The sequence below is a fragment of the Streptomyces sp. NPDC052079 genome, assembly GCF_040680275.1.
GTDB lineage: Bacteria > Actinomycetota > Actinomycetes > Streptomycetales > Streptomycetaceae > Streptomyces.
In genome coordinates this window covers 17,075-29,780 of sequence record NZ_JBFAWL010000018.1, presented here as the reverse complement: position 1 = coordinate 29,780, position 12,706 = coordinate 17,075, and the positions used below count along the sequence as shown (strand labels likewise).

At 72.1% G+C, this 12,706-nt stretch carries 9 protein-coding genes; 6 read left to right on the top strand and 3 right to left on the bottom strand.

The window, feature by feature from the left end; genetic code table 11:
• Positions 1 to 51: 51 nt before the first annotated feature.
• Both AB0L56_RS23580 and AB0L56_RS23575 read right to left on the bottom strand, forming a co-directional pair.
• Positions 52 to 969 carry a carbohydrate kinase gene (locus tag AB0L56_RS23580; RefSeq protein ID WP_365426013.1) on the bottom strand — a complete coding sequence of 306 codons (918 nt, stop codon included), beginning with the start codon at positions 967 to 969 and terminating at the stop codon, positions 52 to 54.
• Positions 966 to 2,054 carry a LacI family DNA-binding transcriptional regulator gene (locus tag AB0L56_RS23575; protein WP_365426011.1) on the bottom strand — a complete coding sequence of 363 codons (1,089 nt, stop codon included), beginning with the start codon at positions 2,052 to 2,054 and terminating at the stop codon, positions 966 to 968. The genes AB0L56_RS23580 and AB0L56_RS23575 overlap by 4 nt, the downstream gene beginning before the upstream one ends.
• Positions 2,055 to 2,421: 367 nt before the next feature.
• Between AB0L56_RS23575 and AB0L56_RS23570 the strand changes: the two genes are divergently transcribed.
• Positions 2,422 to 2,853 (top strand): Rieske (2Fe-2S) protein, encoded by a 432-nt coding sequence (locus AB0L56_RS23570; RefSeq protein ID WP_365426009.1) that lies wholly within the window; start codon positions 2,422 to 2,424, stop codon positions 2,851 to 2,853.
• A gap of 6 nt (positions 2,854 to 2,859) precedes the next feature.
• Here the strand turns inward: AB0L56_RS23570 and AB0L56_RS23565 are convergent, their stop codons facing one another.
• A complete protein-coding gene (locus AB0L56_RS23565; protein WP_365426007.1) occupies positions 2,860 to 3,807 on the bottom strand; it encodes a hypothetical protein in 948 nt (315 codons plus the stop codon).
• Between the two features lie 619 nt (positions 3,808 to 4,426).
• On the opposite strand from AB0L56_RS23565, the gene uvrC reads away from it, so the two are divergent.
• The 5 genes from uvrC to AB0L56_RS23540 all read left to right on the top strand — a co-directional run bounded on the left by uvrC (position 4,427) and on the right by AB0L56_RS23540 (position 12,681).
• Positions 4,427 to 6,535 (top strand): excinuclease ABC subunit UvrC, encoded by a 2,109-nt coding sequence (gene uvrC, locus AB0L56_RS23560; protein WP_365426005.1) that lies wholly within the window; start codon positions 4,427 to 4,429, stop codon positions 6,533 to 6,535.
• Positions 6,532 to 7,536, top strand: coding sequence for an RNase adapter RapZ (gene rapZ / locus AB0L56_RS23555; protein ID WP_365426003.1), 1,005 nt, complete (start codon positions 6,532 to 6,534; stop codon positions 7,534 to 7,536). The genes uvrC and rapZ overlap by 4 nt, the downstream gene beginning before the upstream one ends.
• A complete protein-coding gene (gene yvcK, locus AB0L56_RS23550) occupies positions 7,533 to 8,600 on the top strand; it encodes a uridine diphosphate-N-acetylglucosamine-binding protein YvcK (protein WP_361030255.1) in 1,068 nt (355 codons plus the stop codon). The genes rapZ and yvcK overlap by 4 nt, the downstream gene beginning before the upstream one ends.
• Complete coding sequence (gene whiA, locus AB0L56_RS23545; protein ID WP_190161913.1) at positions 8,591 to 9,580, top strand: DNA-binding protein WhiA; 990 nt, start codon at positions 8,591 to 8,593, stop codon at positions 9,578 to 9,580. Before yvcK ends, whiA begins: the two co-directional genes overlap by 10 nt.
• Positions 9,581 to 9,726: 146 nt before the next feature.
• The gene (locus tag AB0L56_RS23540; protein WP_365426000.1) at positions 9,727 to 12,681 is read left to right on the top strand and encodes a M14 family zinc carboxypeptidase; all 2,955 of its coding nucleotides are present in this window, start codon (positions 9,727 to 9,729) and stop codon (positions 12,679 to 12,681) included.
• Positions 12,682 to 12,706 lie beyond the last annotated feature (25 nt).

Below are 12,706 nucleotides of genomic sequence, written 5' to 3'. Positions count from 1 at the left end.
CCCGCGCCGTGCCGCGCAGGGGAGTCCCCGCGCGGCACGGCGCTCTGTGCGTCAGACGCCCTTCGGCTCCAGCTCGTGCGCGTACGGCGGTTCCGCCCCCGCGCGTGAGCAGGTGATCGCGGCCGCGCGGGCGGCGAAGCCGAGCAGGCCGGTCCAGCCCTCCGCCCCCAGCGCGTCCACGCCCTCGTCACTGAGCGCTCCGCGGGCCGCGAGGCCGTGCAGCAGTGCCGCGTTCACCGTGTCACCGGCGCCGATCGTGTCCACCACCCGCACCCGCTCACCCGGCACGGCGTACTCCTCGCCCGTGCGGGTGAACACCGTCAGCCCGTCGCCGCCCCGGGTGACCACGACCGCCGCAGGACCGGCCGTCAGCCACTCCCGCGGTGACCCGCCGAGCCACCGGGCGTCCTCCTCGGACAGCTTCAGCAGCGACACCGACGGCAGCCAGCTCCTGAACCGGGCGCGATAGGCGTCGGGATCCGGGATCAGCCCCGCCCGGACATTGGGGTCCAGCGCCGTGAACACGCCCTGCGCGGACGCGGTGCGCATCAGCTCCTCGTAGGCGCTCGCACCGGGCTCCAGCACCAGCGAGCAGGTCCCGAAGGACGCCGCGCGGGTTCCGGCGGGCAGCGCCTCGGGCGCCGTGAACAAACGGTCCGCGGTCCCCTCCACATAGAAGGAGTACGCGGCCGAGCCGTCCGCGCCGACCGTGGCGACGGCGAGTGTCGTCGGTTCGTCGCCCCGCTGTACGGACGTCACGTCCACCCCGGCCTCCCGCAGCCGGTCCAGCAGTGCCTCGCCGAAACCGTCACGGGACACCCGGGAGCAGAAGGCGACGGGGGAGCCGAGGCGGCCCAGCGCCACCGCGGTGTTGAAGGGGCCGCCGCCGAGCGCCGGCGTCAGCGCCGCGAGTGCACCAGCGCCGCGCGGTACCAGGTCGATCAGTGCCTCACCGGCTACGACGATCACGAGGGGGCGTCCTTTCTCGGGGGCCTCGGGGGCTCGGGGTCCTCGGAGCGCGCGGGCCGCTCCGGTTCGTCCGGGCAGCCGCAGGAGGTGCGGTGCACAAACGCACACGGGAGCCGTTCGGTCCGCGCGGGGCGGTCCGGCTCGGCGAGACGGTCCAGGAGCACCCGCACGGCAAGGGCGCCGATGTCCCTGCCGGGCTGGGCGACGGCCGTGAGGCGGGGCGAGAACAGGTCCGCCCAGGCGAAGTCGTCGAAGCAGCACAGGGCGATGTCCCCGGGCACGGACAGCCCGTGGGCGCGCAGGGCCCGCAGCGCGCCGATCGTCATGGCGTTGTTCGCTGTGACCAGCGCGGTGGGACGCGAGCCGAGGTTCAGCAGGGCGGCGGTGGCCCGTTCCGCCCCCTCCGACCGGGAGTCGCCGTGCACCAGGATCCGCTCGTCGTACGGCAGACCGGCGGCGGCCAGCCCGTGCCGGTACCCGGTGATCCGCTCGGCCGTCGTGCTGAGGCCGGGCAGCCCCGCGACCAGGGCGATACGGCGGTGTCCGAGACCGGCGAGATGGGTGACCAGGCGGGCGGTCGGTCCGGTGCTCTCGGCGCAGACCTGGTCGAAACGGGGCGCGTCGTCGTCCGCGCGGTCGTCGACCAGCCGGTCCAGGAACACGGCGGGTACCCGGTGGCGCCGCAGGTAGGTGAGGAGCTCGCGCGGCTGCGCGGAGGGCGCGACGATCAGCCCCTCGACGCGGCGTTCGTGCAGCAGCTGCACGACCTTGCGCTCGTGCTCGGGGTCGTCGTGCGGGTCGGCGATGAGGAGGCTGTAGCCGTGTTCCAGGGCGGCGGCCTCGACGCCTTGCAGGATGTCGGTGAAGTAGGGGTTGCTGATCGCCGACACCGCGAGGCCGATGGTCCGGGTCCGGGAGGTCACCAGGGAGCGGGCGAGGGTGTTGGGGGTGTAGCCGAGTTCCTCGATGGCGTCGAGGACCGCCTGCCGGGTGTGGGGGAGGACCGGGCGGGTGTCGTTGAGCACGTGGGAGACGGTCGCGACGGAGACGCCGGCGTGGCGGGCCACGTCTGTCATGGTCGCCATCGTGGGGTGCTCCTTCGGTGCGGGGGCGCTGCGCTTGCGTGCCGGGAGGGGACCGTATCCCATCCGGTGGGTGGTCGTAAACGTTTGCGTAAGCGCTTACGCGGTGGGTGTGGGCGGGTGTGTTCGCGCAGCCCTGCGCCACGGGGTGCCGTCGCGCCCACCCTCCCCACTCTCGACTTCGCTCGAGCGGGGGGACTCCCATCGCCCTGGGGGTACCTCCCAGGCCCTTAAGGCACTGGGGGAGGCACGACTGCCCGCGGGAGCGGCGGGGCTGGGGCGTGTGGTCTTACCTGAGCGTCCGGGGTGTGGGGGGTCTGGGTATCGTCGCCGGTGATCGAGTGTTCGTTCGTTCTGCCCGTGGAGCCGCATGTCCGCCCGACCCGCCCGACCCGCCGCCAGCCGCCGTACCGTTCTGCGGGGCGCGGCCCTCACCCCCGTCGCCGGACTGGGCCTCACCGCATGCAAGGGCGAGGCCGACGACCGGTCGGCGCCGCTGAGCGAGCCCGTCGAGCTCGGTCCCGAGAGCGAGGTCGCCGAGGGCGGCGCGAAGCTGTACCGGGACCACAACGTCGTGGTCAGCCGAAGCGGTGACGGAACGCTCAAGGCGTACGGCACCGTCTGCACGCACGCGGGCTGCCCGATCAACAAGCTGGACGGGACGAAGCTGATCTGCCCCTGTCACGGCAGCGAGTTCGACGCCACGACCGGAAAGGTCCTGCGCGAGCCGGCCGTGGCCCCTCTGCAGCCGCTGGTCGTCGAGGTCAGGAACGGCGCGCTGATCGCCAAGCCGCAAACCTGACCGGGCTCACCCCCAGTCCCAGGAGATCCCCACATACCCCGACCGCACCCGCGGTTCCACGAGGTGCACCGAGTGGTGCCGCGCGCTGAGCGGCAGCTCCTGGCGCCCCCCGCGCGGTGCCGCCGCCGAGTGCTGGGTGAAGCGGTGGCAGCGCACCGGGAGCACCCCCGGTTCGAAGCACACCTGGAGCGCGTACTGGCCGCCGGGGGAGTCCGTCCCGCGCACGTACTCGCGCGAGACGCCCGCCGTGCCGTCCTCGACGGCGTAGCGGAAGAGGAAGGTGTCGCCCGCCCGCAGCCGGGTGTCGAAGAGGAGCTCGACGGCGAGCACGCCGGTGTCGTGGTGCCGGCGCACCCGCCCGGTGCGGCAGTTCTCCAGGGCGTGCACGCGCATCCGCTCCGGCGCGGACCCCGGGTCGCCGTAGTGGACGGCCACATGGCGGTCGACGCCGTCCCGGTGTGCGCGCACGATGTGGTGCGACTCGCGTTCCGCCATTTCCCGGCGGGCGCCGATGCGCACCCGCTCGTGGTGGCCCAGGGTGTGCAGCCCGCCCTCGCGAGGCGCGCCGAGCTCGTCCAGCAGCTGTTCCAGGACGCCCGACGCCTCCACCAGGGACCGGTAGGACCGGCCGGGCGAGTCCCGGTCGGCCGTTCGCTCGTCCGACTCGGCGAGGAGCCGGATCAGCGACTCCTCCGGCAGCTGAAGGATCTCCTCCAGCGCCCGTACGGCGCGCAGGGACTCCGGGCGCTGCGGGCGGCGGGCACCCTGCTGCCAGTAGCTCAGACTGGTGACGCCGACCTTCACGCCGTGGCGCGACAGATGGTGCTGCACCCGCTGCAACGGCAGTCCCCGGGCCGCTATCGCGGCGCGCAGGGCGACGTGGAACGGCCCGCCGCTCAGGGCCGAGTCCAGTTCCGCGGTGACGACGTCCGCGTGCTGTGTGGCGTGCGGCATGCAGGGGCCTTTCTGTGAATGTCCACAACGGCTGGTCAGACCGTTCGCGCGGGGCACCCAGGAGCCCGCCCCCGTCGGCGCGGCGAAGCCTTCACATCCGTACGCCGTCGTTCAGGGCCCCGAGTTCCCCCGCATTGAAGCGTGTTGACCAAGTCCCGACAACACCTGAGGCCCAACAGCGGCGCACACCTGCCGGGGGCCGCACCGGCCCCTGGGCCGGCACGGCCCCCGGGGCACGTACCGTGATGCGGTTTTCGTCCGGCTCTACGCCTCGCCGGTTCCGTTCGACGCGCCGAGGCGCAGCCGCAGCCGCTTCGCGCGCACGATGTCCGGATCGCGCGGGTCCAGGGACTGGGCGGTCGCGGACATCTCGTCGGCGTACCGGCGGGACCGGGCCGGCCGCCGTGGTTTCTGGATCCGCGTCCGTCGCATTCGACCAGCCCTCCGACTCGTGACCGCCCTCATGTCCGTCTCGTCCGCCTTCGTGGCGTCTCCGATCGCCTGAAGGGCGGAACCCCCACCTTCCCGTTTCCCGCCCGCCGTAACCCATCCGGAGCCCGCCGGGGCCCGCTGTCCACAGCCCGCCGCCGTGTCGGTCCCCGCCAGTAGGGTGTGAGACATGGCCGACCCCTCCAGCTACCGCCCCAAACCGGGTGAGATCCCCGACTCGCCGGGGGTCTACCGGTTCCGTGACGAGCACCGCCGGGTGATCTACGTCGGAAAGGCGAAAAGCCTGCGGCAGCGCCTGGCGAACTACTTCCAGGACCTGGCCGGGCTGCATCCGCGCACCCGCTCGATGGTCACCACGGCCGCCTCCGTGGAGTGGACGGTGGTGTCCACGGAGGTCGAGGCGCTCCAGCTGGAGTACTCCTGGATCAAGGAGTACGCCCCCCGGTTCAACGTCAAGTACCGCGACGACAAGAGCTACCCCTACCTCGCGGTGACGATGAACGAGGAGTTCCCGCGCGTCCAGGTGATGCGCGGTCGCAAGAAGAAGGGCGTCCGCTACTTCGGCCCGTACGCGCACGCGTGGGCGATCCGCGACACCGTCGACCTGATGCTGCGCGTCTTCCCGGTGCGCACCTGCTCGGCCGGGGTCTTCAAGAACGCCGCCCGCACCGGCCGCCCCTGCCTGCTCGGCTACATCGGCAAGTGCTCGGCGCCCTGCGTGGGCCGCATCTCCCCCGAGGACCACCGGGAACTGGCCGAGGAGTTCTGCGACTTCATGGCCGGCCGTACGGGCACGTACCTCCGCCGGCTGGAGCGGCAGATGGCGGAGGCCGCCGAGAACATGGAGTACGAGCGGGCCGCGCGCCTCCGCGACGACATAGAGGCCCTGAAGAAGGCCATGGAGAAGAACGCCGTGGTGCTCGCGGACGCGACCGACGCCGATCTGATCGCGGTCGCCGAGGACGAGCTGGAGGCGGCCGTCCAGATCTTCCACGTCCGTGGCGGACGCGTGCGCGGCCAGCGCGGCTGGGTCACCGACAAGGTCGAGGAGATCACCACCGGCGCCCTGGTCGAGCACGCCCTTCAGCAGCTCTACGGCGAGGAGACCGGCGACGCGGTCCCCCGGGAGGTCCTGGTCCCCGCCCTGCCGGACCCCGTGGACCCGGTCCAGCAGTGGCTGACCGAGCGGCGCGGCTCGGGCGTCTCCCTGCGCATCCCGCAGCGCGGCGACAAGAAGGCCCTGATGGAGACCGTGCAGCGCAACGCCCAGCAGGCGCTCGTGCTGCACAAGACCAAGCGCGCCTCCGACCTCACCACCCGCTCGCGTGCGCTGGAGGAGATCACCGGCGCCCTGGACCTGGACAGCGCCCCGCTGCGGATCGAGTGCTACGACATCTCGCATCTCCAGGGCGACGACGTGGTGGCCTCCATGGTCGTCTTCGAGGACGGACTGGCCCGCAAGAGCGAGTACCGGCGCTTCCAGATCAAAGGCTTCGCCGGGCAGGACGACGTCCGCTCCATGCACGAGGTGATCACCCGCCGCTTCCGGCGCTACCTCGCCGACAAGGAGCGCACAGGGGAGTGGACCGAAGGCACGGAGCCCGGCGCCGGGGACCCGGGCGCCGGGGAAGCCGCCACAGGTCTCGCCGAGCCGCCCGGGAGCACACTCACCGAGGACGACGGCCGGCCCGGGCGGTTCGCCTACCCGCCGCAGCTCGTGGTGGTGGACGGCGGTGCCCCGCAGGTCGCCGCGGCCCAGCGGGCACTCGACGAGCTCGGCATCGACGACATCGCCGTGTGCGGTCTCGCCAAGCGGCTGGAGGAGGTCTGGCTGCCGGGCGACGACGACCCGGTGGTGCTCCCGCGCACCAGCGAGGGCCTGTACCTCCTCCAGCGGATCCGCGACGAGGCGCACCGCTTCGCGATCACCTATCAGCGCACCAAGCGGGCCAAGCGCTTCCGCTCCAGTCCCCTGGACGACGTGCCCGGCCTCGGCGACACCCGTAAGCAGGCACTGCTCAAGCACTTCGGTTCGTTGAAGAAGCTGCGATCGGCGACAATCGACCAGATCTGCGAGGTTCCGGGCATAGGCCGCAAGACCGCCGAGGTGATCGCCGGGGCCCTCGCGCGGGCGGCGCCCGCCGCCCCCGCCGTGAACACGGCCACGGGCGAGATCATGGATGACACGGAAGAACCCGGGCAGGCGACGGGTTCTCCCGGGGCACCCGTGGACATGGACACGGGCGCCCCGGGCGAACGACGGGGGCAGGAGCGATGACGGAGCACGAGACGGGACGCGCGGCGGAGCAGGACGGGGCGCGCCAGCACACCGGCGGGGCCGCGACCCCGGGGCCCGCCCGCCAGGACAACGGAGCACAGGTGAAGACGGGCAAGGAACAGACCGGGGTCCCCGAGGCGGGCATCCCCGAGCTGGTGATCATCTCCGGCATGTCCGGGGCCGGCCGCTCGACGGCCGCGAAGTGTCTGGAGGACCTGGGCTGGTTCGTCGTCGATAACCTGCCCCCCGCGCTGATCACCACCATGGTGGAGCTCGGCGCGCGTTCCCAGGGCAACGTGGCGCGCATCGCGGTCGTCGTCGACGTGCGCGGGCGGCGCTTCTTCGACAATCTGCGCGAGTCCCTGGCCGACCTCGACGCGCGGGGCGTCACCCGGCGGACCGTCTTCCTGGAGTCCTCCGACGAGGCCCTGGTGCGCCGCTTCGAGTCCGTGCGCCGCCCGCACCCCCTGCAGGGCGACGGCCGGATCGTCGACGGCATCGCCGCCGAGCGGGAGCTGCTGCGCGAGCTGCGCGGCGACGCCGACCTGGTGATCGACACCTCGAGCCTCAATGTGCACGAACTGCGGGCCAAGATGGACGCCCAGTTCGCCGGCGAGGAGGAACCGGAGCTGCGGGCCACCGTCATGTCCTTCGGCTTCAAGTACGGCCTCCCGGTCGACGCCGACCTGGTCGTGGACATGCGGTTCCTGCCCAACCCGCACTGGGTCCCGGAGCTGCGCCCCTACACCGGCCTCAACGAGGAGGTGGCGTCGTATGTCTTCAACCAGCCCGGCGCCAAGGAGTTCCTCGACCGGTACGCCGAGATGCTGCGGCTGGTCGCGGCCGGCTACCGCCGTGAGGGCAAGCGCTATGTGACCATCGCGGTCGGCTGCACGGGGGGCAAGCACCGCTCGGTCGCCATGTCGGAGAAGCTCGCCGCCCGGCTCGCCGCCGAGGGCGTGGAGACGGTGGTCGTCCACCGGGACATGGGACGGGAATGACGCGACGTACTCCGCGGCTGATCCGGCTGCGCAGAGCGGTCCCCGAGGGCCGCGTCGGCCGGCCGGCCGAGACCCGTGGCGCCAGACCGCGCCGCCGGGGCGCCCAGCCCAAGGTCGTCGCCCTCGGCGGTGGCATGGGCCTGTCCGCCTCGCTCGCCGCCCTGCGCCGGATCACCGGTGACCTCACCGCCGTGGTCACCGTCGCCGACGACGGCGGCTCCAGCGGACGCCTGCGCGACGAACTGGGCGTGCTGCCGCCCGGTGACCTGCGCAAAGCCCTGGCCGCGCTGTGCGGCGACGACGACTGGGGGCAGACCTGGGCCCGGGTCATCCAGCACCGCTTCCAGTCCCAGGGCGATCTGCACGAGCACGCGGTCGGCAATCTGCTGATCGTCGCCCTGTGGGAACAGCTCGGCGACCATGTCCAGGCCCTGGACCTGGTGGGACGGCTACTCGGGGCGCACGGCCGGGTGCTGCCCATGTCCGCCGTGCCGCTCGAGCTCCAGGCCCGCGTCCTGGGCCACGACCCGGAGCGCCCGGAGGACCTCGACACCGTCCGCGGACAGGCCACCGTCGCGCTCACCCCCGGCGAGGTGCAGTCCGTGCACCTCGTGCCGAACGATCCGCCCGCCGTCCCCGAGGCGGTCGCCGCGGTCCTCGACGCCGACTGGGTGGTGCTCGGGCCCGGCTCCTGGTTCTCCTCGGTCATCCCGCACCTGCTCGTGCCCGAACTGCTGGACGCCCTCATCGAGACCAAGGCGCGCCGGGTACTCTCCCTGAACCTCGCGCCGCAGCCGGGAGAAACCGAGGGCTTCTCCCCGCAGCGTCATTTGGAGGTTTTGGGACGACACGCCCCTAAACTCGCCCTGGACGTGGTGCTGGCCGACGAGGCCGCCGTGCCCGACCGCGATTCGCTGACCGAGGCCGCCGAGCGGTTCGGCGCCGCGGTGGAGCTGGCCCCGGTGGCCCGGCCCGACGGAAGCCCCCGGCACGACCCGGAGCTGTTGGCCGCCGCGTACGACCGTATTTTTCGGATGCATGGAAGGATCGGCCCATGGCGATGACGGCAGCGGTGAAGGACGAGATCAGCCGGCTCCCCGTCACCCGTACCTGCTGCAGGAAGGCGGAGGTCTCCGCCATTCTGCGGTTCGCCGGCGGCCTCCATCTGGTCAGCGGGCGCATCGTGATCGAGGCGGAGCTGGACACCGCGATGGCGGCCCGCCGCCTCAAGCGGGACATCCTGGAGATCTTCGGCCACAGCTCCGAACTGATCGTGATGGCGCCCGGCGGACTGCGCCGCGGTTCGCGCTACGTCGTCCGGGTGGTCGCGGGCGGCGATCAGCTGGCCCGGCAGACCGGTCTGGTCGACGGCCGGGGCCGCCCGATCCGCGGTCTGCCCCCGCAGGTGGTCTCGGGGGCCACCTGTGACGCCGAGGCGGCCTGGCGCGGCGCCTTCCTGGCCCATGGCTCGCTCACCGAGCCCGGCCGCTCCTCCTCCCTGGAGGTGACCTGCCCCGGCCCCGAGGCCGCGCTCGCCCTGGTCGGCGCCGCCCGCAGGCTGCACATCGGCGCCAAGGCCCGCGAGGTGCGGGGCGTGGACCGCGTGGTGGTCCGCGACGGCGACGCGATCGGTGCGCTGCTCACCCGGCTCGGTGCGCACGAGTCGGTGCTGGCCTGGGAGGAGCGCCGGATGCGCCGCGAGGTGCGGGCCACGGCGAACCGGCTGGCCAACTTCGACGACGCCAATCTGCGCCGCTCCGCCCGCGCGGCGGTGGCGGCCGGTGCCCGGGTCCAGCGCGCGCTGGAGATCCTCGGTGACGACGTTCCCGAGCACCTCGCCGCGGCCGGCCGGCTGCGCATGGAGCACAAGCAGGCCTCCCTGGAGGAGCTGGGCGCGCTCGCCGACCCACCGCTCACCAAGGATGCCGTGGCCGGCCGGATCCGCCGACTGCTGGCCATGGCCGACAAGCGCGCCTCCGACCTCGGCATCCCGGGCACGGAGGCCAACCTCAGCGAGGAGCTGGCCGACAACCTCGTGGGCTGAAGCCGCGTCAGAAGACCGGCGCCGCCCTCCACTTGGGTGACCGGCGCCGGTTTTCGCGTGTCGCGGGGGCACCCTTGACTCGATCATGTTGTGTCATGAGCCTGGCATCTGTTCGCTGCTGTGGCGGACCACTCTCTGGGGGGCTCATGAGACACAGAGCGAGATCGATCCTCGCTGTCGGCACGCTCCTGATCGGCGGAGCGAGCCTCGCACCCATCGCCCAGGCAGGGCCCGGAAACCCCGCGGCCTCCGACCCCGAGGAAGTCAAGGTCTTCCGTGCCGACGTCACCAAGGAGCAGGTGTCCCTGCTTCTGGCGACCGGACAGGACGGCCACGAACTCGGCGAGCGGGTACCCGACAAGGGCACCGCCACCGTCGAGGTCTACCTGACCGAGGGACAGGCCGAAAAACTCGAGAAACAGGGCGTCGGCCTCACCGAGCACACACTCTCCGACCGCGCGGCGAACCGCGTCGAGGACGCCGCCGAGGGCGTGTTCCGCCCGTACAGCGGAAAGGGGGGACTTCAGGAGGAGATCCTCCGCACCGCCCGGGAGCACCCGGACCTCACCAAGGTCGTCTCCATCGGCAAGACGGTGAAGGGCCAGGACATCCTCGCCCTGAAGCTCACCAAGAAGGCCAGGAAGACCCGGGACGGATCAAAACCGGCCGTCCTCTACATGTCCAACCAGCACGCACGTGAGTGGATCACCCCGGAGATGACCCGGCGGCTGATGCACCACTACCTGGACAAGTACCGTACGGACAAGCGGATCAGAAAGATCGTCGACACCACGGAAGTGTGGTTCGTCCTCTCCGCCAACCCCGACGGCTACGACTACACCTTCGCCGACGACGACAACCGTCTGTGGCGCAAGAACCTGCGGGACGTCAACGGCGACGGCGCCATCAGCACCGGCGACGGCGTCGACCTCAACCGCAACTTCCCCTACAAATGGGGCTACGACGACGAGGGCTCGTCCCCGAACCCCACCAGCCAGACCTACCGCGGCGCGAGCCCGGGCTCCGAACCGGAGACCAAGGCCATCGACGCCTTCCAGAAGCGCATCGGCTTCACCTACGGCGTCAACTACCACTCGGCCGCCGAACTCCTCCTCTACGGAGTCGGCTGGCAGGTGGCCACGCCGACCCCCGACGACGTCCTCTACCAGGCCCTCGCCGGCACGCCCGGCAACTCGGCGATCCCCGGCTATCACCCACAGGTCTCCTCCGAGCTCTACACCACCAACGGTGAGGCGGACGGCCACGCGGCCAACGTCAACGGCATGGCGATGTTCACCCCCGAGATGTCGACCTGTCAGACCGTGTCCGAGGCCGACCCCGACGACGAGTGGAACGCCCGCGACTGCCGGTCGGGCTTCAACTTCCCCGACGACGAGAAGCTGATCCAGCAGGAGTTCGCCAAGAACATCCCGTTCGCGCTCTCCGTCGCCGAGACGGCCGCCCACCCCGACCGGCCGTCCTCCTCGGTCGGCCTGGAGGCCGCCGACTTCACCCCGGCCGGGTTCACCACGTCCTACGCGCGCGGCGCCCGCCAGGAGGTCTCCGTCGTCGCCCGCAAGGCCGTGCGCGACAAGGAGCTCAAGTACCGCGTCAACGGCGGCCGTACGCACGACGTGGACCTCAGGCGCTGGCGAGGCGGCGAGCGGTACGGCGGCGAGGACAACCTCTACTTCGACGAGTACCGGGCCACGGTGAGGCACGGCAAGCCGGGTGACAAGGTCGAGGTGTGGTTCACCGGAGAGGCCCGCAGGGGCAGGAACGTCTCCAGCGAGCACTTCACCTACACCGTGGCCGAACGCCCCCGCGCGGACGTCCTCGTCGTCTCCGAGGAGGGCGCGAAGGCCACCCACACCCAGAAGTACGTCGACGCGCTCCAGGCCAACGGCCGCCGCGCGGCGGTCTGGGACGTGGCCCAGCAGGGTGCCCCGGACGCGCTCGCCGTACTGAGCCACTTCCACACGGTCGTGCACCACACCGGCGCCGGGACCCCGGGCGTCGCCACCCAGCTCCAGCTGCGGGCGTTCCTCAACGAGGGCGGCCGGCTGATCGAGGCCGGCGAGCGGGCGGGCGGCAGCGTCGACCTCGGCGGCGGCACGCCGTCCGACGACTTCAGCCAGTACTACCTGGGCGCCTACAGCCGTACCTCCACGCCCGGGGTCACCGCGTTCACCGGTTCCGGCGCCTTGCGGGGCTTCACCGGCCCGCTCGGCGACGCGCCCGGCAACCCGCTGGACCGGGCCGGCACCTACGGCGTCACCTCAGACGAACTGCCCGCGGAGGACTACCCGCAGTTCGCGAGCGCCGGCGCCGGGGAATTCCCCGGGACGGTCAACCCGTACGGGCCCTCCGCCGGCTCCTTCATGGCGGCGGCCGTGCACACCGACGACGGCTACAAGCGCCTCACCCGCACCATCGACCTCACCGGTGTCACCGCCGCCGAGCGCCCCACGCTGCGCACCCAGTTGCTGTGGGACACCGAGCCGGGCTACGACAACGTCATCGTCGAGGCGCACACCGCCGGCGCCGACGACTGGACGACCCTGCCCGAAGCCGGCGGGGCGACCCGCACCACCGTGCCGACCGAGTGCGCGGCCGGGTTCTACATCGGCGAGCACCCCTGGCTGGAGCACTATTTGACCCTCACCGACGGCGGCTGCACCGCGACCGGAACCACCGGTTCCTGGAACAGCCTCACCGGGTCGTCCAGCGGCTGGCAGCAGGTCAACTTCGACCTGAGCGCCTACGCCGGGAAGACGGTCGAGGTCTCCCTCGCCTATGTCACCGACCCGGGCAGCGGCGGCCACGGCGTCCTCGCCGACGAGGCCTCCCTCGTCGTCGTCGGCAAGGCCACCGGGACCGAGGGCTTCGAGACCTCCCTCGGCGTCTGGAGGGTCTCCGGACCCCCCGCCGGCAGCCCGGCCGTCCTGAAGGACTGGACCCGCACCGGAGCGCTCTTCCGGACGTATGGAGCGGTCACCACCGACGACACCGTGCTGCTGGGCTTCGGGCTGGAGCACCTGACCTCCGCGGCCGACCGGTCCGCCCTGCTGAGGAAGGCGCTCGCCGCCCTCGACAGGTGACACGACAGGTCGACACGACCCACGA

Bases quoted from the DNA above. Each gene is read 5' to 3' on its own strand.
- AB0L56_RS23575 (WP_365426011.1), bottom strand. From the start codon at position 2,054: ATGGCGACCATGACAGACGTGGCCCGCCACGCCGGCGTCTCCGTCGCG.
- AB0L56_RS23570 (WP_365426009.1), top strand. From the start codon at position 2,422: ATGTCCGCCCGACCCGCCCGACCCGCCGCCAGCCGCCGTACCGTTCTG.
- AB0L56_RS23565 (WP_365426007.1), bottom strand. From the start codon at position 3,807: ATGCCGCACGCCACACAGCACGCGGACGTCGTCACCGCGGAACTGGAC.
- uvrC (WP_365426005.1), top strand. From the start codon at position 4,427: ATGGCCGACCCCTCCAGCTACCGCCCCAAACCGGGTGAGATCCCCGAC.
- rapZ (WP_365426003.1), top strand. From the start codon at position 6,532: ATGACGGAGCACGAGACGGGACGCGCGGCGGAGCAGGACGGGGCGCGC.
- yvcK (WP_361030255.1), top strand. From the start codon at position 7,533: ATGACGCGACGTACTCCGCGGCTGATCCGGCTGCGCAGAGCGGTCCCC.
- whiA (WP_190161913.1), top strand. From the start codon at position 8,591: ATGGCGATGACGGCAGCGGTGAAGGACGAGATCAGCCGGCTCCCCGTC.
- AB0L56_RS23540 (WP_365426000.1), top strand. From the start codon at position 9,727: ATGAGACACAGAGCGAGATCGATCCTCGCTGTCGGCACGCTCCTGATC.